We start from the raw sequence: 24360 nt of genomic DNA, 5'->3' as shown, positions 1-24360 counted from the left end.
TTAACATTTAATGCGAAGAAAACATCAAATTTTTATATCTATTCGTAGTTTCAATCTGTTTTCTTTCAATAGTAATATGTTCAGTTGAAAGTACTTTTTCTACGTAAATATCTTTATTTAATTCCTGAGAATTTGCTGTTTTACATAAGACAAACTGATGGTTTGACATTCTACCAACTACACCAAGATCATTCAAGTCATTGTAATCTAATAAATCATATAAACTATTTCTGACTTTTAAATCTGTAACGAGATAAAGTTTATGACAGTATTTTTTAGCTTCGATTATTTTAGGGATATCCTTTTTAAAAGAATATTTATCCAAAACGATGAAACCAATAATCATCGTGTTTGTTTTAGATTTAGAATACATGATGGCATCTAATCTAACCGTCTCATTTTTACTAGGAATATAATCCTTTTGCAATAAAAGAGTATTGGTTTTTAACCCTGCTTGTAAGGCAATTGATTTTCCAAAACTCTTATTTAAATTTCTAAATAAAGATTCACACATGTTGTCTTCAAGTATACTTGAAGTTAAAGTTAGGGTAGACATTGTTTGTATTATTTAGGTTATTATTTGTTTAGCAGTATCACGTTCATTTATAAATAAATATCAATGAACATTACAATAGTAACATTAATTTGGATAATATTTTACTAATACGCCAAATAACTCCTCTATATTTACAAAATTCTATCAAATAACTAATATAGATTATTAAAATAATTCAATTACCGATAAAATGACTAGATTTTTCAATATTGTACAATTCTTATTTTTTAGCTTATTTATCACGATTAGTTATGGGCAGACTACTCAAGAGATTCCAAAAGAATTTATTCCAACATATGACCGTAACATTCAACTGATCTATCATCATAATTATATTCTTGGTTATTCAGAAAAACATGAACAAGCTGCCTTTGTGATTTATAAGCTCACAGAAAATGAATTACATAAAACAGTAGAAAGAAATAATCATTTTGAAGAAGATCCTCTAGTGATAACTTCGTCTGCAGATGATGAAGATTATTATAAATCTGGCTATGATAGAGGTCACCTTGCTCCTGCTGCTGATATGTCATTCAGCAAAGATGCTATGGAAGAAAGTTTTTATTACTCAAATATTAGTCCTCAAGTTCCTGCATTTAATAGAGGAATTTGGAAGCAGGCAGAAGAAAAAGTGAGGGATTGGGCTAAAGAAAAAGACTCTTTATATATTGTAACAGGCCCAATTCTTACAGATGATTTACCAAAAATTTATAATACAAATGTATCCATTCCAAAGTATTATTATAAAATTGCAGTTGAAGCAAAATCGAATAAATATGCAGCAATCGGTATCATTTTAAAGAATGAAGATTTAGATACAGATTTAAACGATCATTATGTCACTATTGATTCAATAGAGAATATTTCACATTTAAATTTCTTTCCTCAACTTCTCTTATCTTCTCAGACAGAAATGGAAAAAACATTAAATGTAGAGAATTGGGAAGAAAAAAGTGACGCAAAATCAACTAATAAAGATATTCCTACTATTAAAAGTTCTCAATGTCAAGGAACAACTCAAAAAGGGAACAGATGCAAAAGAAAAGTTCAAAATGGTGAGAAATTTTGTTGGCAACATCAATAAACTCTAATTTGTTTACAATAAAATAGATCTTATTCGTTAAATTGTATATGATAACACCAAAAATGTTACTATTCTAGTACTCTATGAATGTATTTCTACAGAAGGACAATAATATCGGAGAAAGTTCATCTATGCTAACAAAGGCAAATCATTATTTAGTTATTAATAGTAATGGCAATATTAAATTTATTTCGAAAGGGTTCCTTAATGGAATTCACACTTTTGAAGAAAATAGATCTATTGCTGTTGGATTATCTCCGAAAAACCAGATTGTATTCAAGCAAAAAATATTTGATGCTTTGGACACACAGGACGTTGTCGTATTTGAATTTACTATCTCAATCCAATCTAAACCTCATATTTTTAAAGTAACGCTCTACCCTTTCTTTATTCAAGAAGCATTTGTCAATGCAACTTTTGAAGAAGTAAATAAAGAAGGAGAACTACACCTAAAGAGGTTTAAAGATACATATATACATTCAGTTGATGCTATCATTTGGATCGATCCATTTTCAAAAGAAATAATTTTTGCTAATCCATCTTTTTCAAAAATCACAGGTTATACAGAAAAGGAAGTTTTTGGTCATTCCTACATCAATATAATTGAAGATAAAAAACAGGCAAAAAGTAAAAGTGATTTCAACATTCTCAAGAAGAATAAAGAAATAATTACGGAGACTGTTGTCATAAAAAAAGATAATACTTTACTACCTGTAAAAGTTAGTGCCAACGTTGTATCTTCTGAGGATGACACCCCTTATATCGTTTGTGTTTTAAAAGATTTAACAGCTCTTACAAAAGCTAAAAAACAACTTAAAGACAACGAAAAACGCTATGAAGCGATATTAGACAATTCGAAGATTAAAATTTGTCAATTTGATAAAAATTTAAAATTATCGTGGACTGGATCCTTAAATGATTCCTATTCTTCAATCTTTTTGACTGAAAAGGATTATGGGAAAAACATTAAAGAAATCATCACTAATGAATCCGGAAAAGTGATTTATTTATTGATGAATGAAACTTTAAAATCAAAAAATACAGAATATAAAAGTTTCTATATTGGTTTTGATAAAGAATGGAAAGCCATTGAAATATATCTCACTCCGATATATGAAAATAGAAAAGTTGTAGGTCTTAATGTCGTATTCTTAAATATCTCTGACCAGAAAAAAGTAGAAGATAAATTAGATCATTTTGTTTATAGAGCAGCTCATGACTTAAGAGGACCTTTAACTACAATGCAAGGTCTTGTTCAATTAATGAATGCTTCTGATGATTCAAAAGAGTATACTCAATTATTAGAGGAAACACTTTGGACACAAGATATGCATCTTCAAAAAATCTTAACCTATTACTATAATCAGAAAAAAGAAATCAATATACTACCCGTTGATATAAAAAGTTTATTGATACAACTTGAATCTTTTATAGAGAGATCAGGCTATAATATTTCAATTACAACTAATAACCTCATCAAAAAAAGTATACATACAGATAGTGAAAGGCTTCTATTGTTATTCAAAAATATATGTTCAACAATTTTACAAAATGTATCAAGAGATATAAATATTAGACTTACGATTGAACTAAAAAACATAAAAAATGGAATGTATCTTTCTTTTGAAGATAATGTTTCCCCACAAAATTCTTATGCTTCAAATAACCATAGTTTTGATAAATCAAATACTTCTGAATATATCTACAATGACTTTACTAGAGGAATTTTTATCACAACTGATTTAATTGAGAAGTTAAAAGGAAAATATCAAGTAAATTATACTAACAACAGAACACAAAAATTAGAAATTCTCATTCCTGACCTAAAGTAACATTGAATGAAACGTAGTGACTTAAATCCTAACGACTTAGAACATCAAAAAAAGTCCAATTCTACACATCCAGAAAATCCAGTCACCACTCAAGGGCCTGAGTTACTACAATATTCTAAAGAAAAAATGATCGGTGGAATTGTTGGTCCACTCCTATTTTTCTTCATTAAATATATCGACTTATTACCCTCGTCTATATCTGATGAAGGTGTTACAGTTATTGCACTAGCAGCATGGATGTTAGTTTGGTGGGTAACGGAAACTGTCCCCTTAGCTGTAACTGCTCTTTTACCAATTTTTGTATTTCCATTTTTTGATGTCCAAACAATAAAAGAAACTACTTCACCATACAGTAATCCAATCATTTATCTTTTTATGGGTGGATTTATGATTGCCCTTGGTATGGAAAAATGGAATTTACATATTAGGATTGCTCTTTCTATTGTTAAAAAAACTGGAACAAACGCCAATCAGATAGTTTTAGGATTTATGTTAGCCACTGCATTTTTGAGTATGTGGATTTCCAATACAGCAACAACTGTTATGATGTTTCCAATTGCTGAATCAATAATAGACCTGTTGTTAGAAAACCAAAATTCAACGAATGGAAAGGACGCTAAAAATTTTGGTACATCTTTAATGCTTGGAATAGCTTACAGTGCAAGCGTTGGAGGGATAGCTACTTTAATTGGTACACCTCCTAATGCTATTTTTGGAGGCTTTATGAAAGAGACTTATGATATAGATATTGATTTTTTTAGCTGGATGATGATTGGCTTACCTTTTTCTATCGTCATGCTAGGTATAGTCAATTTCTTTTTGGTAAAAATTGTCTACCCTAATAAATTGAAAAAAATAGAAGGTGGAAAAAAATTAATAGAGGATAAATATGATGAATTAGGTAATTTAGGGTTGGAAGAAAAAAGTGTTGGTGTTGTCTTTATATTAGCAGCATTATTATGGACTTTTAGAACAGTATTAAATAAATATCTTCCTATAAATTTAAATGACTCAAGTATTGCGATTTTTTCAGCAGTATTACTCTTTATTATTCCATCATCAAAAGCCAAAGGAACCTTTTTATTAGCTTGGAAAGATACTGAAAAACTACCTTGGGGTGTATTAATTTTATTTGGTGGAGGTTTAAGTATGGCAAGTGCTCTTGGCAATGTAGGTGTTATAGAGTATATCGGTAAAGAGATATATGAATCTACGAATTTGAGTATCATTGCGATGACACTATTACTTATAACCATTATGTTGTTTGCCACCGAAGTTATGAGTAATACAGCTTTAGCAACAATATTTTTACCAATCGTCGCAGGTGTAGCAACCGCTATGGGATTTGATATATTAGCCTTTGCTGCGCCAATTGCAATGGCTGCAAGTTGTGCTTTTATGTTACCGATGGCAACTCCCCCAAATGCGATTGTTTTTGCATCAGGTCATGTAAAAGTATCGCAAATGGTAAAAGCTGGAGTTGCTCTAAATATTATATCCGTGGTATTATTAACCATTTTAGGTCATACTTTAATACCTATAATATTCAAATAGATTATCTTTTAAAACCCTGTATAGCATCTTTATGATTTGGGAATTGTTCTACTAATTTATCAAAATTAGCAATTTCAAAATCTTCAAACTCAAAACCTGGAGATACTGTACAACCCACCAAAACATAATCTTCGTCATTATCGATTAAAGCTTTTGCAGCAAACCAGTTTCCTCCTTTGATAACATATTGAGGATGCTCTCCTGCTAATAGATCTTTTCCAACTATTGTTTCCAATAATTCACCTTCTGGAGTTATTTCGACAATTTTTACTCTTGCTCCATCATAGTGATGCCAAATTTCTGTGTATTTTAATTTGTGAAATGTAGAAAATTCCCCTTTTCCCATTAAATAATATATGGCAGTTGAAGCATTTCTCTCTAGATCGTCAGATTTGATATGTGTTGTTTTGTGCGACCTGTAAGTTTCTACATAATACCCTCCTTCAGGATGAGGCATCATCTCTAAGTAATCAATGACTTCTTGTTTTTTCATTTATAAGTGGTTTATCTTAATTTAATCTTTTATACAAGATAAATATTTTTCTATCAACTAGTTACCTATTTCATATAAAAAGAACTACTATTAAAGTTTATTTTGTTTTTGAATTCATACTAATATTGTACTTTTGACATATGTAAACTTCTTCATATATAAACCGTTATGAATAATAATCTTAAGAATTTTGTTGATGTTAGCTTTTCAATGTTAGATGAAAATCACCCATTAAAAAAGGAATTTTTATCAGTAGGAGAATTAGTTAATGTTAAAGAGGGAGACTATTTAATAGATATAAAAGAAGAAATGAACTTTGTTCCAATTGTGACTGAAGGTATTTTAAAGGTTACAAGAGAGGACGAAGATGGTCATGAATTATTCTTATATTATTTAGAATATGGCGAGACTTGTACTATTTCTATGATGTATCAAGAAAGTGCCGTTTCTGTAACCGCAGAGGAAGATTCTATTGTCTATAAAATTCCTTTAGAAATTATCACTGAGTGGACAACAAAATACCCAGAATGGAGAAATTTTGTTATGAAAGCTTATAAGGCAAGGTTTGATGGGCTATTAAAGGCTATCGATGAACTTGCTTTCAAAAAAATGGATGAGAGGTTATTAAATTACTTAGATAAATTAAGTAAGATAAAAGATAGTAATATATTAAATATATCACACTCTGAGATAGCATTGAATTTAAATTCGTCTAGAGAAGTTATTTCTAGATTATTAAAGCAATTAGAAAAATTAGGTAGTGTTAAATTGGGTAGAAACAAAGTTGAATTGCTAAAGTAACAATTATCACATTGAGTTAATTTATTTAATCTTAAATTCGTTGAATAAAATTAAACTCAAATTATGCAATTCTTAAAGAAATTATTTGGCATTGGGCCAAAAGTCGATTACGCTCAATTAATTCAAGATGGCGTTAAAGTATTAGATGTAAGAACTACTGGTGAATTTAGTTCAGGACATTTTAAAGGATCTGTAAATATTCCTTTAGATCAAGTAAAAAAAAGAATGCCTGAAATTTTAAAACTTGGAGATCCAATTATTGTGGTATGCAAATCAGGAATGAGAGCTTCCAATGCTAAAGCAATAATGAAAAATGCAGGTATAAAAGAAGTATATAATGCTGGAGGTTGGACAAATCTTTAAGTAAAAAAAGTATAAATAGAATGCTACCCAACATCGTTAGGTAGCATTTCTCATTTATACTATTATCTATGAATTATTTTTATAATCCTCCTCCGCTAGACTGTAATTTTCTTTTTTGACGCCCTTGGAATTGACCTCCGAAAGCATACGAAAATGAGAGTCTATATACAGGATTTTCTTGCTGGAAATCAGTCATCTCTACAAAACCATCACCGTATGATGTTCTTTGTTCACCACTATATAGAAGGTTATTAATTTTAAAACTTAAACTTCCTTTGTGTTTCAAGACTGATTTTTTAATAGCTAAATCCATTGAATATTGAGGATCTGTAATACGCTGTGCATCATATTTTTCCGCAGTATATCTACCCATTAATTGTAAAGTCAAAGATTTAATAGGAGTAATTTTTGCACTCAATTTAGCGGACCAGTTGATAGGATTTGCATCTGTAGGAATTGTAAATTCTTCATTTTCATCTTCGATATCTAAATAGTAAATATCAACTGAACCATTCCATTCCCACCATTTCGTCATTGAATAATTCGAAGACAATGAAACACCTCCTGTCATTGACTCTCCTAAGTTTCTATAGGTCATGATTGTCAAATCTCTATCTGGATTATACTCTACAATTTCTCTGATTATATCTGTTGAATGACGCACATAGAATGATGAATTAAAACTTACAGCACCTCCCATGTATCCATAAGACAACTCCATAGAGTTTGTGAAAGACGGTTGTAAACCTGGATTACCAACCATTACACTTTGAGGATTTGAAGACATCTCAATTGGTAATAATTGCATCACATTCGGTCTTTTTATTCTTCTAGAGTAACTCACACCAATTGTGTTTTTGTCACCTAATTTATGCTGAATATGTAGCGAAGGGAATAAGTTTTGATAATCAATTGTATAAGTTGTATCGCCAATTGAAGAGTTTGTAATTTGTCCTTCCATCATTGCTGTTTCAGCTCTTAAACCAGCCTTGATTCTTGTTTTCCCTAACTGTAAAGAATAAGATCCATATAATGCATGTACAGATTCAGCATAAGGATATGTATAAGACAATGTGTCATCAGAAACGTAATTTACGTTTTCAACATTCATTTCAGCATCAGTTACTTGTCCTTTATATCCTACTTCAAAAGATGACTTATTACTTATTTGTTGGTCATAATCAACAGCTAACTGTCCAAATACCCAATTCGCAGTATTGCTATTACTTGTTAGAGGTTGCCATTCTCCACTACCAATTCTTTGAGCATTTCTTGGAGAAATATCAGCTTCTCCAATATTAGCAAATAAATCAATTTCTAAATTTCCTTTTTTGAATTCTTTTCTGTGATTTAGATTATACTGATCTCCTTGAGCAAGATTATAATTTTCTCCTAATTGGAAAGTGCTACCTTCAACATTATCACCATTCATATATTCATTAGTAAATTCAGAAAAAGCATCTGACTTCCATTGCCATCTTTCGTATGCAAAAGTTGATGTATTCGTTGAATCCCAGAAATAATCCATACCTAAACGAACATTTCTAAATCCATTATCATCATTGATATTTTCGTATTGCTTTAAATTATTGATAGAGTTATCAGTATAATCTCTGTATAGATCTCTTTCATTATCCCACTCATTTGAACTTATATATGACTGAGCAAAAAAGTTGAATTTACTTACTCGATAATTTAGCCCAACAAAACCAGAATATTTATTATTTGAACCTGTATTTAAGCTAAAATTACCATTGAATCCTTTCAAAGCATCTTTCTTTGTAATGACATTGATAATGCCTGAAAGACCATCAGGATCATATTTTGAAGAAGGATTTGTAATTACTTCTATACGGTCAACGGCATCCGCTGGAAGTGACTGTAAAATTTGGTTGATATCCATTTGAGAAGGTTTTCCATCCAATAGTACTCTAACATTATTGTCCCCTCTTAATGAAATTGTACCATCCGCTCCTACATTTACCTCGGGTAAAGTGTTTAAAATTTCAGAAGTTGAATTTCCATCAGCGATCATGGCCTCACTGACATTGATCACTTTTTTATCAATTCTATTTTCAATAAAAGACTTTTCCCCAGTGATTTCCACTTCATCCAATTGCTCAATAGATGATTTCAATGTTATTTCACCAACATTAATTTTAGAAGATTTTTGTGTTAGTTCAATTTCTTTTGTGAATTTTTCATAGCCAATAAATTGAACTACTAATGAGTATTTACCTAATGGAACTTTGGTAATAGAAAATATTCCATTTTCATCGGACATCGCACCTGTAATTGAAGTATTATTACTGTCGAATAAAGCGATTGATGCATAGCTTATAGGATCACTTGTTTCTGCATCGATTAGTTTACCACTTACAGTACCTTTTGCTAGTGGTTCATTTGCTAGGGAAGTAAATGATGTAAAAATTAGGCATATAAATGCTATATATGCACATACTAGAGTAGAAGTTTTCATAGATTTTAAAAAAAATAATAATTTGACACTAATAGTTTTTTGAACTGATTTTTATCGATCAGCAAATAGTAAAGAGCTGATTATAAACAATTTAATGGAAGCTTATAATAATTTACAATCATTTAATATTTGATTCAATTATAGATCATGAATTTTAAATTCACAAACAAAACGCAATAAAAATTATAAATTTAATAATAACACACTGTACGCTGTAACACCATCGAACAGGACTGTCCATTATCGTACGAATTTTATAATTTTTATTTCATTTCTACCTTAAAGACATCTTGAAATGATAAGGGTTGCATTAACAATGATTTTTATTAAAAAAAAGTTTAATTTAAATGAAAGACCCTATCATAAAATAGAATATGAACAAACAAGAGATCAAAGAACATTTTCAACAACAATTAGAGTTATTGAAAATAGAAAGAAAGGAAGATTTAGAACAGTACAAAAAATTAATGAGTGATACCTCTATTGAAGAGAGAAGAAAAAGAGGTATATGCTGGTATCCGATTCAATTAAATAAAACTTCATATGATGCTGGTGACCGAATTATTGTGGAAGTCTCTAGAAATGAAAATCATACGGAGAATCATGTTTTTCAATCAGGAAAAAGTATTAGTTTATTTTCAACAGCAGGAAAAAACGAAGAACATACTGAAAATGTAAAAGCTGTAGTGAACATGGTAAAGAAAAATACCATGACGATCACACTAAATAACGATGATTTACCGGAGTGGATAAATGATGGGCAATTAGGAATACAGTTACTTTTTGATGAAAGTACATACAAAGAAATGGAAAGAGCATTAATGATCTGTAAGGATAGTGATACAATGCCAATCTCAAAGCACTTATTTGTTTTCTTTGGAGATCAATCACCGGAGAAAAATAAAATTCACAAATTTGATGTTCCATATTTAAATACTAATCAGAATAATGCTTTAATGAATGTTTTAGAAAGTAAGGACATTGCCATTGTACATGGTCCTCCTGGTACTGGAAAAACAACAACAATTATTCAATGTATTATTCAAAGTTTAAAAAATACTGATCAAGTTTTAGTTTGTGCTCCAAGTAACGCTGCCGTAGATCTTCTGACAGAAAAATTGGTAGAGAAAGACATAGATGTTGTCAGGCTTGGTCATCCTGCTAGAATAACTGATACAATTCTAAATCAAACTATCGACGTAAAAACAACAAAGCATTTAAGATATAAAGAATTAAAAGCGGTAAAGCAACAAGAAAATCAATACCGAACTGCTGCTCAAAAGTTCAAACGAAACTTTGGAAAAGAAGAAAGAGCAGAGAGAAAAATGCTATGGAGTGAAGCCAATAAATTAAGAAAAGAAATAAGAGCACTTTCTGATTATATTTCTAAAGATATCATTGATAAAGCACAAGTTATTGCATGTACATTAGTTGGTGCTTCCACTCAAGTATTGAGAGGTAAAAACTTTTCAACTTTATTTATTGATGAAGCCGCACAGGGGTTAGAAGCAGCTACATGGGTACCAATTCTTAAAGCTGATAAAATAATATTAGCTGGCGATCACCAACAGTTACCTCCTACTATTAAATCGATAGAAGCAGCAAAAAATGGCTTAGAGCTAACACTTTTCGAAAGATTAATCAAATCTAAAGAAGTAGATGTAATGCTTACTGAGCAATATAGAATGCATGAAAAGATCATGAATTTCTCTTCGAAATATTTTTACAAAAATCTACTCATTGCAAATGAACTCGTCAAAGAGCAATTGATATTCTCTGAAGATCTACCCTTAGAATTTATTGATACGGCAGGGACTGGTTTCTATGATTATACTGATCCTGAATCTTTAAGTACAAGTAACAAAGAAGAAGCTGATTTATTAAAAAAACATTTAGAACTTTATTTAGAAAATCTCAATGCACAAAATATTCAAGATGAAGTAAAGAATATAGGTGTAATAACTCCATATAAAGCACAAGTCAAAAAATTAAAAACAGCTTTATATCATCTTGATATTGATGAACATTTAAAAGAAAAAATTAATATTAATACTGTTGACTCATTTCAAGGGCAAGAACGTGACATTATCTATATTAGTTTAGTAAGATCCAATGAAGAGGGTATTATTGGTTTCCTACAAAACACTCGTCGTATGAATGTTGCAATGACTAGGGCTAAAAGAAAGCTTGTTATTATTGGTGACAGCAGTACAATTTGTCGTCATCAGTTTTATAAAGAATTTGTGGATTACACTCAAGAAATCAATGCTTATAGAAGTGCTTTTGAATTAATGTATTAAAAAATTGTAGCACTATTGATGAAATTTTGGATATTTGCATCTCATTTCCAACTTTTTATCAATCTCACTGTGCCACCGAAAAATAAATATTATGTCTTCTTAGTGATAACTACCTTCATTTGGGGGGTAAATTTTCACATTACACAAGTTGCTTTAGATTATACTTCTGCAATGTTAACAGGCAACTATAGGTATACTCTTGGAGCTATACTTTTAGCTGGTTTTATGTTTTTACAAAAACCTACAAAAAAGGATATCGAAGATTCTAAAAAACAATGGAAAGGAATCATCTTCATCGGTATTGTTGGTGCTTTTATTTACAACATCTTATTTTTAGAAGGAATGAAATACACTTCTGCATTTAACGGTGTATTAATTATTGGATTAACTCCTTTGAATACAGCATTGATTTCCATTCCAATGTTAGGGCTGCGGTTAACCAAAAAACAAATTCTAGCCATTATTTTTGGTTTCTTGGGGATACTAATGGTGATTTCTAAAGGTGATCTTGAAGTAATTACAAACCTTTCTTTTTCAAAAGGTGATTTATTTATTCTAGGGGCAAATCTTAGTTTCTCTTTTAGTAATGTATACTTAAAGAAATTCTTAGGTGGCATCTCTCCTCTTTGGTTAACTACTTTAATCACTATTGTAGCTTGTATTTGCTTTAATATCTTTAGCATTGCTAATGAAACATTTATTTTCCCTACTGACATTACTTATATCAGTGCTATATTTTTTATGGGAGCATTAAGTACAGCAATGTGTGGAGCTTTTTGGTTTATTTCGATAAAAGAAATTGGAGCTGAAACAAGTGCTTTATTTATGAACCTAGTTCCTGTTTTTGGTGTAAGTGCGTCATTTATTTTAGGAGAACCAATTGTTACCGCACAAATCTTTGGTGGTTTGTTAGTCGTAATAGGTCTTTTAATAAATAGCTTTAAGTGGAAACCTAAAAGAAATAGCATTAAAAACTTATCAACTTAAAAAAAGGCAACCAAATGGTTGCCTTAATTGTTATTTTGAGTTATTATTTTATCTCTTGTTTATTGATATAACTGCTACACGTACTCCAACTTGAGCATTTATTGAGCTCACTGTTTTGTCAGAATTAGCATAAAATACTGTTGTGCCATCCGATTGTACCATAGGAGCAGCTTCATCTACCATCTTCATAAAAGATTTACCCTTATTTCGGATTGTAACTACTTTTGTAAGATGATCTATATCTCTAACCGACAACTGAATGTTATCTTCGTTATTTAATTCAAAATTATCTTCTAAGAAATGAGCATATTCTATTTCTGATTTTGATGCTTGAATCAAATCAAATGCTTTTTCTTTATCTTCACCATTTTCAATCGTAGTGATGATGTCTTTTGTAACATCAGTTAAATATTCTTTACTATCTAAAGTCTGACCGTTAACAATAAATGATGATAAAATAGAAACAGTAATCAAAAATATCTTTCTCATAAAAGCAAAAAGTTTAATTGTACTTATAACCTTTCTAACGTAACTGAGAAAAAAAAGATTCTTGATTTAATGAAAAAGTTTCTTCGATAAGAAGCATTAACGAGAGTTAACACTAATTCACTCCAATTACCTCAATATCAAAGATTAAAGTAGCATTCGGAGGAATTGGGCCAATACCTCTTGAGCCATAACCTAATTCAGCAGGAATCATCAACATTGCTCTTGAACCGATTGGTAAATTTAAAACTCCTTCATCCCAACCTTTAATCACTTGCCCAACTCCAGCTTGGAATTCAAATTCTTTGTTACGATCTCTAGATGAATCAAATTTTTTCCCATCTTCTAAAAAACCTTCATAATGTACGATCACATTCTCACCTTTCTTTGGTTTTCTTCCATCACCTTCTGTAATGATTTTTATACCTAAACCTGACGGTAAAAATTCATACCCTAATTTATTTTTTTCAACGTTCCAAACCTCAACAGCAGTTTGAATAAATAATAGTTCATAAGCCGAAACCTTTAGCTTTTTATCCATTACAAGCTTTTTATAAGCTAAAGGGTCGTCAGCCTTACTGAAATCAAAATCTAGTCTAACTTCTTTTTTCTTTCTATCAAGAAAAAAATACGATTTACCTTCAACGAACTTGGCACATAATCCATCAAATCTTTTATCAGTGTAACAAAAGTCTGATTCTTCCTGTGAAGGATTACATTTATCACATTGCCCAAAAGAATAAGTAGTCGTGAATAGTAAAACTAAAAAAACGAGATGTTTCATATATTAAATAGAATTTTAAATTTTGTATGATCAAATATACAGTTGTATGTATTTTTTCTAAAGAATTGTGTTCAAAATGTACAATAATGAACAGTCTTTTTTTTTATTTTATTTTAACATTTAAAATGAAACCAAGTTCAACACCTTGTATATCAGTGATTTACGAGAATAAGATAGATGATTACACTTTTTTGGTCAAATTTTAGATTTGATTAGTTATAATTATAGTTCAAATAAGAATAAACGTAACTTTTTACATGATTCATACTAGTGTACATATAGGTAATAATATCTTTAAGATCACGGAAGACGCCAAGCAATTATTGGAAAGCTATCGTGTTGCTTTATATGAACACCTTAAGAATTTCAATAATTCTGGAATCATAATTAAGGAGTTAGAATATAAACTTTCTGAACTTCTCCTTCCCTATATAGACAATGAATTTGATTTCTTAACTGAAGATGATGTTAAGCAAGCAATACTAATTATTGGTTTACCTGATGGCTATACAATTCCTGATCTACAAAACAAAGTGGAAGAAGAAGAGTACTATAACCAATCTATTTACGAAGGTACTGTTACTACTCTATCTGAAAAATTCAAACATCTATATAGAGATATAGATCGTCAACAAATAGGTGGTGTAGCTGCTGGTATTGCTGATATATTGAGAACAGATCCATTATGGATTAGAATGTTATTAATACTTCCCATCTTTTTACTTGGAACTACTAAAATACCTTTAGCTATTGTTTGTATTTCTTATCTGATCGGATGGTTATTATTACCTGAAAAAAGAAATATCAAAAGAGATCCTAATACCAAGATCTTCTTTAGAGATAAAGAAAATAAAATGATTGGTGGTATTGCTTCAGGATTGAGTAATTACCTTAATATGGAAGTTACTTGGCTTAGATTAGGTCTTATTGGACTGAGTTACATGATTCATGAGTTGATCATTGTTTATATAGTAACTTGGATTGTTACTCCGTATTCGAGGTCATTAAAAGATAAATTCCAGAGTAAAGGTGTTCAATTTAACCTTAATGAAATTGAAACTTACCTTACAAAAACATTTGAAAAAACTAATTTCTCTGGTGAATATTTTGGTAAAATCTACAAGAAAGTTGAAAACACAAACATAAATGTTAGCCCTTTATTATATAAATTATGGAGAGCTTTAAGTTTTATATTTGGTTGTTTTTTATTCATTTCTACGATTATAACCATCATTACAACCTTACCATTTATTGCTGTTAGTTTGAAATTTGTTTCATTATCTTCAATAACTAGTATTATATCTGAAGATTTTGGTTTTTTCACATTAATGGAATATGATAAAAACTTCTTAAATACATTTCAAGATAGTATACCAAATACTTTTGCAATAATATCCACATTAGAATTTACTGCAGCTGCCTCTTTAATGATTGCATTGAGTATAACATTAATGGCTTTCAAGAAGGTATTAAAGAATACTAGTTGGGTAGGTTTAGTGATTTCTAACGTTGTATTACTTGTTTTAATGCTGACTGCTTTAAACATGTCAGTTTATAATATAGATAATCAAGCTTCACATAAAGAAGAAGTATTTATTCCAATAAATGGTGGACCTATTAATATTAAATTAAATAAATTAGGTCATATCGATGCGAATGAAGTAGATATTCATATCAATAGTTATGAAGGTGATAAAGTAAAGATGGTCTTTTTCCATAAAGCACTTGGAAAAACTAGAGAAGATGCAATCAGAAATGCCAAAGCAATAGATTATTTATCTTCAATTCATGATAATGATATTACTTTAGGTTCACATTTTTCATTTCCAAGAGGTGCTAAATATAGATATCAAGAACTTTCTTTATACGTTTATATTCCTCAAATGAGACTTTTCACTATTGATGAAGTCCTACAGGCGAGATTAAAAAATCAAGACCTTGCTTTTGATCAGTATAATCAAGACGAATTTTTAATGTTTGACAGAGATGATTTATGTCAAACAGTACAAAATAATCCCTTTCAATTGTATACAAACCCTTCTAAAAAATCAGCAAAAGCACCAAGAGTTTTTAGACAAAGGGTACATACAACAGACAGGCGTGATCATAATTCTATCAACTTTCAAATTCACGAAGGATTTGATACGCTTAGATTAAATGGAAATTTAAATGTACAGTTAAAAGTAGCCGATAGACGTGAAAAACCATTGATTATCTTAGGTAAGAGTTCTACTTATCATTATAAAAATGAAAATGGTGTTTTATCAATTTATCCATTCAATAAATCAGATGAAAAAAATGAACAATTAACGATTACAGTACCAAAAAACATAAAAGCAGTTGAGTTTAAAGGTAATGGTACATTTAATTTAAGTTCATCAAAATCTGATTCATTAAAGATTGACTTGGATGGTAATATTGATGCAAATGTATGCATGAATACTGAACTTTTGTACACAATACTACAAGGTTCGTCTGTACTAAATATTTCAGGCAGCTCTTCTAAAGCCTACATTTTTGCAAATGATGGATCAAAAATAGAGGGTAAAAAATTCAATGTAAATGAATTGAAAGCAAAAGCAAAAGGGGTTTCAAAAATAGAAATGACAGCTAAAGAAAGTGCCATTATTTTTCAATCCCCTTTAAGTAAAGTAACTATTTTAGGTGAGCCTCTTCATTTTGAAAAACATACACAAAGGTAAATTAAGACCTGCTTACAATTGCTTTTCTATGTACTCTCCAAGCATTTAAACCTCTTACTTTTCTTGCTTCTCCAAAGCTCGACAACGTAATTTTTGGTCCAACACTCCCATTATCTGACATATACTCATCAAACATCATAGCTAGATTCATATTTAATGTCTTCTTTGCATCTTCTTCATTTACAAATTCAAAGTCTGCTGAATTTTCATCTATTACTTTAATCTTATAAACATGTTTATAAGTTAATTTTCTTGAAGAAAGGTTTGTAAGAAAACCATTACCATCAGGTTCTGCATAAAATACTTCTAAGTAGTCCCCTGAAGAATTTTCTTCGTTTGTGTTGAAATCACTAGATTCATGCCTAGATGCTTCTATCTTAATTTCTGGAGAATTATCTGATTTAGATATTTTACTTTCAGTCAACATTATAAACATCTCATGTTGCTTATCTTTAACCTCAGCAAATGAATCTGCTACTTTTTCTGAAAGTTTATCAATATAAGATTTATTATTAGAAATTTCTTCTCTTAAAATATTTTGCAATTCTTGTTGACGTCTAGTCATTTCATCCGATACTGTATTCATTTGTTCTAATTCAGTATCTAATTTCGAATTAAGATCTTCAATCTTCTCAGAAGTAGTTTCTTCGATAATGTTCATTTTATCTCTTAATTCTAATCTTTCTCCCTTAATCTTGGTAAATCTTAAATCAACTTTCTTTAATTCATTACCATGTTCATCTGTAAGGAAACTAATTTCTTTATTTAATTTCTCAAATTGTTTTGAGAATGAGTGTAAGGCATCATCTTTAACATATTCATCTTTGATATCAATGATCTGTTTTTCAACTTGATCTATTCTTGTCAAAAAATCATGCATAGATTCTTTTTGGAAAGAAGATTGATTTACATTACTCAATTGATCAGAAATAACAGTCAATTTATTTTCTAGTTCATCAAAAACTTCTCTAATTTCTTTCTGTCTTGATTTTTGCAAAATCTCAATTTGCTCCTCAATTTTTTCTATTTTTTTTAAACTAGCTTCTAAAAGTTTGATCTTTTCTTGATCTTCTTTTTCTTTAGATTCCAATCTTTTATTATCTGTTTCAAGATCGTTGATACGTTGTTCTAATACTTGAAAACGTTGTAAAAACTCAATTTGCAACCCTTTTATTACATCTGATTCCTCATGAGAATTGTACTCAACATTTTCAATGTTAGGTTCACTTTTTACTTCTTCTACATAATTTTCGGTAGCATCAGTTTCTTGTTGTATAGTCATTAGAAAGGTAAAGATAAAATTTGCTGTTTTAGAATCCGATACAAATACTTCTAAATCATTGACACTTCTAGCCTCAGATATATTCTCTAGGTTATCTACTATTTCATTTTTATAAGCAAATAATCTATCTATATCCCATGTAGGAGTTCTCTTTGATAATGAATATAATTCGAAACAAACTTCATTAAAATCAGTATCATTAATTTTATTATATTCTAAAAAATCAAATTTTGAATATAGGTTTACACCTCTCCCCTTTAATTTAAAGCATTGCTTTCCATCCCCGATATCACCTTTTCCTTCTTTAAGAAGAGAATAAAATCGATAAACAGAATATTCAATAATTTGAAAAAATATGCTTTTTTTATCAGGCTGAATCATTGATGAAATTGTCGATTATTTAGATAATAAATTCTCGGATTACTATTTTATACAAATTTAATGTAAATCAGTGAATACAGAATAATATTAACATGTATTCACACGTGAGTAATAAAATAACTTTGAACCATCGCTATATGTAAAACTTAAAAATACTTGAAAAAGGAATTTTCTCTTAAGAAATATGGTAATAATTATGTCATTAGGTATTTTTTTGCTATCATTTCTTTAATAAATCATAATTATAATGAATAATTAAACTATTTTTAAGTTGAAATATTTTCACCCTTTTTAAACTAAATTTAGAATGAACTTTAAGTCTTTATTACAGTATTTATTTACTTCAATTTTACTTTTATCATTAACTTCTTGTGGACCTGAATCTCCAGAATTTGTTAACCTCGAAAATATGGAAATGTTTTCTTTAGAAGATGGTAATTTTGTAGTGAAAGCAGAAGCGGTTTTATATAATCCGAATAGTGTTTCAATCACAATCGATGAAATATATGTTGATGTCTTGGTAAATGGTAATAATATTGGGTCAGTAAACCAAAATATTACTTCTGAAGCAAAGAAAAAGTCAGAATTTAAATTACCGCTTGAAGTACAATTCCCTCCAAAAGCCTTATTTAAAAATTTATTAGGTGGTCTTTTAAATATGGCAACTGGTGAAGATTTTGAAGTACGTTATACTGGATATATCAGAACAAAAGTATTAGGGGTAAACTTCAAAGTACCATTTGATCAAAAGGAAACAATTGGTTTGAGTTTGTAAAATCTTTTTTTATATTAAAAAGGTCATGAAATAATTTAATTTCATGACCTTTTCGTTTATTCTAATGCCACTTTTTGGAGGTTGATAGAAGTTCTATATGATCTTCTTACATTATTCATAATAATCTCAACCATGTGCATATCCGTCGCTAACAATAAGAAGAAAGATTTTTCATCGATAGTGTAAATATACGTATCTGAAAGTGTATACATTTCTCCGACCCATGCTTCTGCTTTTGGAGAAATATATGTTCCAATCATTGATCTTTTCTTATATAAAAGTGTGTGTACATCTCCGTTACCAATAGCAACTTCACCTGACTTCACAATATAAAGCCCTTCTTCCTTTAATTGATCTGCTGTCGTAATTGTTTTACCAGAAGTATAAAATTTCAAATTAGAAACCTCAGCAAGTTCACTCAACTCATCCCCAGTTAAGCCATGAAACTCAGACATATTAGAGAAAAATAATGCTTTAGAAAAGGTGAATTTTGGCGTTTCTTTCCAATCCAATGAATTTACATCTCTCAATAACTCCCTTAAATCAGATTCCATTTTCTGATCCAATCTATGGTATGACTCTTCTAAGATATCAGGGAAATTTATTTTCAAAATCCATGCTGCCAACTCAGATAATAATTTATTTCGATCAAATAAATAACCTACTAAGATATTTGGATTACAAATTCTAGGTTTATAAGCTAACGCATACAATGCTGCTGCTCTAGCCCAAGAAGACAGCCAGTTAGGGTCTCTAGTAGCTAACCTTATTAAAGCATAGTCACTTGTATATGTTTCTCTATAAAATAACTCTTGTAGTTTTTTAACTCTTTCCTCTGCTGAAGAATCTTCAAATAATGGTAAAACATACCCTTTGATATCTTCATCAATCAATACATCTAACAATTCAACTGCATATCCAATACTATCAGCTGTTCCTAACTCATGGTTTTTTCTAATAAGATCAAGAGAACCTCTATCATAAAGCATATCAAGAATCAGAAACATTTGATTATAATTGCTCAATATTTCAGATTGTATAGCTCTTTGAACTAAAACAGTTTCTCTAGAATCTTCAATTTCCAATGAAACAGCTATATTCCAATAACAGTTATTTGCTTCTCTTTTCAGAGCTTCCTTTAAGAAAATAATTTGATATTCATCTTCTGCATTCCAACCTAAAGCACTCAATAAGGATAATGCTTCATATGAAATTTTCCTCTCTGGAGATGTAATTTTATCTGCTAACAATTGAACTGATTCTTCTGAACCAATTTTTGCATAAGCTTGAAGAATTAATCTTTTTGTCTGTTGAATTTGGCCATTTTTATGAAAAGAGTTTTCTAAAATATTTGCTCCATCCTCGCCTACAGCCACAATTGCAGATAAGGCCACTCTTTCATCTCCTTTTATTGAAAGACGTTCAACCAAAACTGGAATCAGATTGGATAATTTATGATACCCCACCAACGACATTGCCTCAACACGAACATCATAATTATAATCTCTAATTAACTTGGAAACTACATTATCTAATGATTCATTATAATGACTAAAAATTAGTCGTGAAGCCTTTATTCTATCTTTTGGATCTGAAGATTTTGAAAATTCAATGATATTTTCAGCATTGGCTTCTAATAACACTTCAGCTTTTAATTCTTCAGAAAGGCTTTTAGCAACGCCCGTCAATTCATCATCATCAAAGGACCCTTGAATAAAATCATCTAAGGCAGTTGTACTTTCGTAAATTCTATACTGTTTAATTTTACCTAAAGCAATTCTCTTATTGACAAACCTCAATAAATTCCCCTTTTCAGAAAGAATTGACCTAAATAGGAAAATATCTAATCTTTCAATTAGTTTGAATAATAATGGTGATAACTTAGTAGATACGCTATTCCATCTATTTTGAAGTAAATTTTGTACTTTATTATTTTGAAATCTTTTACCTATTCCATCAAAGTATTCTGTCTCAGTAGAATTTGCGGCTAAAAGGTTTTGTAATGACACTCTATATTCATTATACATTTTAACAGTAATGAATACCCATACAGCAACAATTCCAAAGATTACAAAGTTATTGTAAAGAATATTGTACCCTCCCATTCGGGAAATACCAATCATAATGATACCGGCTCCAAGAGTTGAAATTTGAGCAACTGTACCTTCTACCAATGTTTGAGCTTCATAACGAATTTCTGTTGGAAGAGGAAAAAAGAAGATCTTAACTGTTGGATTTTCTAGTGAATCTCTCAAGGCATCTGTTACAAGTTTAGACATTGAAATAATCAAGAAAAACATAAGGAATACTTCAGATTCTTGACTATGTCCAAATAAAGAACCTATGACTAAATCAATCACACCAAAAAACACAAGTAGACCTGGTAATAGCATTAATGAATACTTTAAACCATATACTTCAAGAATCTTATCATTCAAAAATGTTTGAACTAAGAAAGATACAATGATAACAAAAGCTTCAAAAAAGGCTAAGAAATTGGCTAGTTCTTGTTCCTTAAGAAAATATTGAGGAGTAACTGTAACAAAGGAATAGTCAACAAATGCTGCAGAAAAACTTGAACACATAACAAATGTACTAATCACTAAAAAGTACTTTTTGTAATCTCTTAAACGAACTCGTTGATGATCATCCTTTTTATTTTCATCTACAGTAAGTGCCTCTGCAGCATGCATTCTAAATTTCTTAAGGATATAAATTAAAGAAACTAAGCACCCCAAGTAAGAAAATGTTCCAACTAGAGACAAATAGTCTAATGATGGTAAAATTTGTTGGATTAGGGGTACTGAGAAAAATGCCAATATAGTGGCCACTGCTTGACCGGTATCAATACCACCCGAAAGTCTTTTACTTTGTGAGAAATTAAATAAACGACCAAAAGCACCCCAAAATATCAAGAGAGAAATCGACGCAATTGGTCCTAACGTAGCAAATCCAAAAAAAGCAATCCATTCATTTTCATGAAAATAAATCAATGATGCAGAAATCCCCCCAATGATCATTAATATGATAATGGAAGTAAAATAGACCAGCTTCCTAAAACCAATTATATTTTGGAGTTTAGAGAAAACAATTGTGAAGATAATTCCTAAAACTCCTTGTGTAATTAGTGCTAATGGGAAATCATTTTCATTACCAAATGATGATATGAATAGCGTATTAATAGCAACACTATAAGTCGCCATAAAAATACCCGTAAAAAATCCTAAGGTTAATAAAGCAGCAATTCTTGGCCATTCTGAGGGTAATCCTCCAACCATCGAAAGCAATATTCTTTTCATAGTATAAAGTAGTGAGTTTATTAAAAAGAGCTAAAAGGTAATTATGGAATTAGTATAGGGTTATGACTTTTTAATCATATTTTCTTGTCAATATCTCATTCATGATATAAGCATCTCGAACCCTATTGGGACTTTTTAAGAGCTGTGTTATACTTTTCTGTTTCTTTTTATTTTTTTTCTTTTTTGTAATATTTTTACCTTTATCAACTTTTTCACGATCTATATCAATAGCATAATCATCTTTCCACTGATATTCTTCTTTTTCAGAATAATACCTATCCATTCCGGACTCATAGGTATTTTGCGCTACTCTTGATGGACTATATTCATCCAAATCAGAAAGAAGCCTCTTTTCAGAAGAACTAGGATCTAATGGATTTAGTTCTTTTTGACGATCGATAATTTTACTTGGGTCAGATAAAACATTCAATAGATCTTTGAAAGAATTAGGTTCATTTGAATTGTAATCACCTAAATGCTCTTCTGATTTGTTATTATTAACTTCATAAGAAGGTGGAACAATGTTATCATCATCAATATTATGATTGTGTGTGTCCTCCGTTTTCTTTTTTCCTAAATTGGAAAGAAACCAATAGAGACCAATACCTAAAATTGAAAAAAATATTTCTTTAAAATTATCCATTACAAAAAATCTACTGAAAAAGTCATGTCATTCTCTAATAACAAGATTATAGCATTAATTAATAAATATAATCATTCTTAGATAAAATCTATGTTCTACAAAAAATATTAAGGTATAATTCTTTAAAAATTTAATATTATAAAACTTTTCATCGATATTTAGTAAAACATTTTTGTACTTCAATATTTAGAAACTATTCGTATAAATATATGAGCAATCTGATAATTTGGTTTATTATTTTCCCTATTTGTATCCTGTTTTTATTCTATATAAAAAGAAGTTTAAGTGACAGTAAGAAACAGTTACAAGAACAAAAAGAGAAGGAACTAAAAACTTATGAATTGTATTTAAAAAGGTTTAATGATATCAATAACCTTGAAAAGTTGGAAGTACAAGTCACTAAAGTTGCTGGAACAAAATATAATAATGAAGATACAGGTGTAAATCGTCAAGATATTCTTTCTTCTACAAAAGAAAATGAAATTTTGATGTTAATTCCAGATGAATTAAATCGATTTGATAAAGATGCAATCAAGGTTGTTCGTTTAAATGGTGAGCAAATTGGTTTCTTGGATATGGATATTTCAATAGAAATTAAATCACGTTTGCAAAATCAATCACCTGTTGAAGCAAAAATTTTGAAAATTTACAAAGAAAAAGGCAACTTTGAGGTTGAGTTAGTTTTACAGCGTTATAGTCGTAAACTAAAACAAAAACTTTAAACAGTTGGTCTAACAACTAAATAATAATTTAAGAACAAATGACAAAGTTAGTTAACTATCTAATGGGTGCAGCATTAATCTCAGCGATTGGATGTTCATCACCAAAATCATCGTCAACTGAAGAAGAATCTTCTTCACAAAAAGTAATCACTGTTGATGAATCAAGTTATAGTTATGATGCTCAAGGAACAGTAGTTTCTTTTACTGCTTTTAAAACATCTGATAAAGTCGGTGTTGGCGGGAAATTCACAAAATTCGATGTGACACCAGCAAAAGCATCTGTAGATAATGCTATTGATATTTTACCTGGTTTAAAATTCACAATTCCTGTAAATTCTGTCGAAACAAACGACAATGGTAGAAATGCTAAAATCGTAGAATTCTTCTTTGGAACATTAGCGAATACTGTTGATATCTCAGGTGAAGTTAAATCTGTTGAAAATGGTAAAGCTAAAGTAAGTATTACTATGAATGACATTACAAAAGACGTAGAATTAACTGCAAAAGCAGACAAAAACGTAGTTGTAATGAAAGGTATGATTGATGTAAAAGATTGGAATGGCATGGATGCTATCAATGCATTAAACAAAGTTTGTTATGACTTGCATAAAGGTGCTGATGGTAAATCTGTTTTATGGCCTGATGTAGAGTTATTCATTAAAGCTAAATTAGCTCAATAGAAAAATAAACATATAAAAAGCTTCTTTTCAGTGTATTCGGTAGGTAACTATTTAAGTGTTGTTAAACCACCTATCTATTAATATTTGGTCATTTTTAGATGGACGTCCTCTCTTTTTAGGGGGCGTCCATTTTTTTATTGACCTATGGATTAAAGTT

19 protein-coding genes are annotated in these 24360 nt (G+C 29.8%); 11 read left to right on the top strand and 8 right to left on the bottom strand.

Annotated features, from left to right (window positions below; all coding sequences use genetic code 11):
• Positions 1-7: 7 nt before the first annotated feature.
• A complete protein-coding gene (locus tag ACXAHM_RS07625) occupies positions 8-556 on the bottom strand; it encodes a hypothetical protein (RefSeq protein WP_474959824.1) in 549 nt (182 codons plus the stop codon).
• A gap of 190 nt (positions 557-746) precedes the next feature.
• Between ACXAHM_RS07625 and ACXAHM_RS07620 the strand changes: the two genes are divergently transcribed.
• From ACXAHM_RS07620 to ACXAHM_RS07610, 3 genes are all read left to right on the top strand, one after another.
• Positions 747-1640 carry a DNA/RNA non-specific endonuclease gene (locus ACXAHM_RS07620; RefSeq protein WP_474959823.1) on the top strand — a complete coding sequence of 298 codons (894 nt, stop codon included), beginning with the start codon at positions 747-749 and terminating at the stop codon, positions 1638-1640.
• An 83-nt stretch (positions 1641-1723) separates the two neighbouring features.
• Positions 1724-3472, top strand: a complete 1749-nt coding sequence (locus ACXAHM_RS07615) for a PAS domain-containing protein (protein WP_474959822.1) — start codon at positions 1724-1726, stop codon at positions 3470-3472.
• A gap of 6 nt (positions 3473-3478) precedes the next feature.
• The gene (locus ACXAHM_RS07610) at positions 3479-5026 is read left to right on the top strand and encodes an SLC13 family permease (protein ID WP_474959821.1); all 1548 of its coding nucleotides are present in this window, start codon (positions 3479-3481) and stop codon (positions 5024-5026) included.
• Between the two features lies 1 nt (position 5027).
• On the opposite strand, the gene ACXAHM_RS07605 is transcribed toward ACXAHM_RS07610, so the two are convergent.
• A complete protein-coding gene (locus ACXAHM_RS07605) occupies positions 5028-5519 on the bottom strand; it encodes a cupin domain-containing protein (protein ID WP_474959820.1) in 492 nt (163 codons plus the stop codon).
• Between the two features lie 168 nt (positions 5520-5687).
• On the opposite strand from ACXAHM_RS07605, the gene ACXAHM_RS07600 reads away from it, so the two are divergent.
• The gene (locus ACXAHM_RS07600) at positions 5688-6320 is read left to right on the top strand and encodes a Crp/Fnr family transcriptional regulator (RefSeq protein ID WP_474959819.1); all 633 of its coding nucleotides are present in this window, start codon (positions 5688-5690) and stop codon (positions 6318-6320) included.
• Positions 6321-6383: 63 nt separating this feature from the next.
• Positions 6384-6683, top strand: coding sequence for a rhodanese-like domain-containing protein (locus ACXAHM_RS07595; RefSeq protein ID WP_474959818.1), 300 nt, complete (start codon positions 6384-6386; stop codon positions 6681-6683).
• Between the two features lie 79 nt (positions 6684-6762).
• Here the strand turns inward: ACXAHM_RS07595 and ACXAHM_RS07590 are convergent, their stop codons facing one another.
• Positions 6763-9162 (bottom strand): TonB-dependent receptor, encoded by a 2400-nt coding sequence (locus tag ACXAHM_RS07590; RefSeq protein ID WP_474959817.1) that lies wholly within the window; start codon positions 9160-9162, stop codon positions 6763-6765.
• 374 nt (positions 9163-9536) lie between these two features.
• Between ACXAHM_RS07590 and ACXAHM_RS07585 the strand changes: the two genes are divergently transcribed.
• Both ACXAHM_RS07585 and ACXAHM_RS07580 read left to right on the top strand, forming a co-directional pair.
• A complete protein-coding gene (locus tag ACXAHM_RS07585; protein WP_474959816.1) occupies positions 9537-11462 on the top strand; it encodes an AAA domain-containing protein in 1926 nt (641 codons plus the stop codon).
• 18 nt (positions 11463-11480) lie between these two features.
• A complete protein-coding gene (locus ACXAHM_RS07580; protein ID WP_474959815.1) occupies positions 11481-12449 on the top strand; it encodes a DMT family transporter in 969 nt (322 codons plus the stop codon).
• 48 nt (positions 12450-12497) lie between these two features.
• On the opposite strand, the gene ACXAHM_RS07575 is transcribed toward ACXAHM_RS07580, so the two are convergent.
• Both ACXAHM_RS07575 and ACXAHM_RS07570 read right to left on the bottom strand, forming a co-directional pair.
• Positions 12498-12938 (bottom strand): hypothetical protein, encoded by a 441-nt coding sequence (locus ACXAHM_RS07575; protein ID WP_474959814.1) that lies wholly within the window; start codon positions 12936-12938, stop codon positions 12498-12500.
• 112 nt (positions 12939-13050) lie between these two features.
• Positions 13051-13719 carry an FKBP-type peptidyl-prolyl cis-trans isomerase gene (locus tag ACXAHM_RS07570; protein WP_474959813.1) on the bottom strand — a complete coding sequence of 223 codons (669 nt, stop codon included), beginning with the start codon at positions 13717-13719 and terminating at the stop codon, positions 13051-13053.
• 257 nt (positions 13720-13976) lie between these two features.
• Between ACXAHM_RS07570 and ACXAHM_RS07565 the strand changes: the two genes are divergently transcribed.
• The gene (locus ACXAHM_RS07565) at positions 13977-16421 is read left to right on the top strand and encodes a PspC domain-containing protein (RefSeq protein WP_474959812.1); all 2445 of its coding nucleotides are present in this window, start codon (positions 13977-13979) and stop codon (positions 16419-16421) included.
• Position 16422: 1 nt separating this feature from the next.
• On the opposite strand, the gene ACXAHM_RS07560 is transcribed toward ACXAHM_RS07565, so the two are convergent.
• Positions 16423-18084 (bottom strand): hypothetical protein, encoded by a 1662-nt coding sequence (locus ACXAHM_RS07560; RefSeq protein ID WP_474959811.1) that lies wholly within the window; start codon positions 18082-18084, stop codon positions 16423-16425.
• Positions 18085-18391: 307 nt separating this feature from the next.
• On the opposite strand from ACXAHM_RS07560, the gene ACXAHM_RS07555 reads away from it, so the two are divergent.
• The gene (locus tag ACXAHM_RS07555; RefSeq protein WP_474959810.1) at positions 18392-18859 is read left to right on the top strand and encodes an LEA type 2 family protein; all 468 of its coding nucleotides are present in this window, start codon (positions 18392-18394) and stop codon (positions 18857-18859) included.
• Positions 18860-18915: 56 nt separating this feature from the next.
• Here the strand turns inward: ACXAHM_RS07555 and ACXAHM_RS07550 are convergent, their stop codons facing one another.
• Both ACXAHM_RS07550 and ACXAHM_RS07545 read right to left on the bottom strand, forming a co-directional pair.
• Positions 18916-22158 (bottom strand): hypothetical protein, encoded by a 3243-nt coding sequence (locus ACXAHM_RS07550; RefSeq protein ID WP_474959809.1) that lies wholly within the window; start codon positions 22156-22158, stop codon positions 18916-18918.
• A 70-nt stretch (positions 22159-22228) separates the two neighbouring features.
• Positions 22229-22801, bottom strand: coding sequence for a hypothetical protein (locus tag ACXAHM_RS07545; RefSeq protein ID WP_474959808.1), 573 nt, complete (start codon positions 22799-22801; stop codon positions 22229-22231).
• Positions 22802-23010: 209 nt separating this feature from the next.
• Between ACXAHM_RS07545 and ACXAHM_RS07540 the strand changes: the two genes are divergently transcribed.
• Complete coding sequence (locus ACXAHM_RS07540; RefSeq protein ID WP_474959807.1) at positions 23011-23523, top strand: HIRAN domain-containing protein; 513 nt, start codon at positions 23011-23013, stop codon at positions 23521-23523.
• Positions 23524-23561: 38 nt separating this feature from the next.
• On the top strand, positions 23562-24203 hold the full coding sequence (locus ACXAHM_RS07535) for a YceI family protein (protein WP_474959806.1): 642 nt from the start codon (positions 23562-23564) through the stop codon (positions 24201-24203).
• The last annotated feature ends 157 nt before the right edge of the window (positions 24204-24360 follow it).

The sequence above is a fragment of the Flammeovirga sp. AWQ4_249 genome (genome assembly GCF_056161045.1).
This window is presented reverse-complemented; position numbering and strand designations above follow the sequence as displayed.

What these genes read in the sequence shown, in the direction of transcription:
- ACXAHM_RS07625 (WP_474959824.1), bottom strand. Translation starts at nt 556, where the DNA reads ATGTCTACCCTAACTTTAACTTCAAGTATACTTGAAGACAACATGTGT.
- ACXAHM_RS07620 (WP_474959823.1), top strand. Translation starts at nt 747, where the DNA reads ATGACTAGATTTTTCAATATTGTACAATTCTTATTTTTTAGCTTATTT.
- ACXAHM_RS07615 (WP_474959822.1), top strand. Translation starts at nt 1,724, where the DNA reads ATGAATGTATTTCTACAGAAGGACAATAATATCGGAGAAAGTTCATCT.
- ACXAHM_RS07610 (WP_474959821.1), top strand. Translation starts at nt 3,479, where the DNA reads ATGAAACGTAGTGACTTAAATCCTAACGACTTAGAACATCAAAAAAAG.
- ACXAHM_RS07605 (WP_474959820.1), bottom strand. Translation starts at nt 5,519, where the DNA reads ATGAAAAAACAAGAAGTCATTGATTACTTAGAGATGATGCCTCATCCT.
- ACXAHM_RS07600 (WP_474959819.1), top strand. Translation starts at nt 5,688, where the DNA reads ATGAATAATAATCTTAAGAATTTTGTTGATGTTAGCTTTTCAATGTTA.
- ACXAHM_RS07595 (WP_474959818.1), top strand. Translation starts at nt 6,384, where the DNA reads ATGCAATTCTTAAAGAAATTATTTGGCATTGGGCCAAAAGTCGATTAC.
- ACXAHM_RS07590 (WP_474959817.1), bottom strand. Translation starts at nt 9,162, where the DNA reads ATGAAAACTTCTACTCTAGTATGTGCATATATAGCATTTATATGCCTA.
- ACXAHM_RS07585 (WP_474959816.1), top strand. Translation starts at nt 9,537, where the DNA reads ATGAACAAACAAGAGATCAAAGAACATTTTCAACAACAATTAGAGTTA.
- ACXAHM_RS07580 (WP_474959815.1), top strand. Translation starts at nt 11,481, where the DNA reads ATGAAATTTTGGATATTTGCATCTCATTTCCAACTTTTTATCAATCTC.
- ACXAHM_RS07575 (WP_474959814.1), bottom strand. Translation starts at nt 12,938, where the DNA reads ATGAGAAAGATATTTTTGATTACTGTTTCTATTTTATCATCATTTATT.
- ACXAHM_RS07570 (WP_474959813.1), bottom strand. Translation starts at nt 13,719, where the DNA reads ATGAAACATCTCGTTTTTTTAGTTTTACTATTCACGACTACTTATTCT.
- ACXAHM_RS07565 (WP_474959812.1), top strand. Translation starts at nt 13,977, where the DNA reads ATGATTCATACTAGTGTACATATAGGTAATAATATCTTTAAGATCACG.
- ACXAHM_RS07560 (WP_474959811.1), bottom strand. Translation starts at nt 18,084, where the DNA reads ATGATTCAGCCTGATAAAAAAAGCATATTTTTTCAAATTATTGAATAT.
- ACXAHM_RS07555 (WP_474959810.1), top strand. Translation starts at nt 18,392, where the DNA reads ATGAACTTTAAGTCTTTATTACAGTATTTATTTACTTCAATTTTACTT.
- ACXAHM_RS07550 (WP_474959809.1), bottom strand. Translation starts at nt 22,158, where the DNA reads ATGAAAAGAATATTGCTTTCGATGGTTGGAGGATTACCCTCAGAATGG.
- ACXAHM_RS07545 (WP_474959808.1), bottom strand. Translation starts at nt 22,801, where the DNA reads ATGGATAATTTTAAAGAAATATTTTTTTCAATTTTAGGTATTGGTCTC.
- ACXAHM_RS07540 (WP_474959807.1), top strand. Translation starts at nt 23,011, where the DNA reads ATGAGCAATCTGATAATTTGGTTTATTATTTTCCCTATTTGTATCCTG.
- ACXAHM_RS07535 (WP_474959806.1), top strand. Translation starts at nt 23,562, where the DNA reads ATGACAAAGTTAGTTAACTATCTAATGGGTGCAGCATTAATCTCAGCG.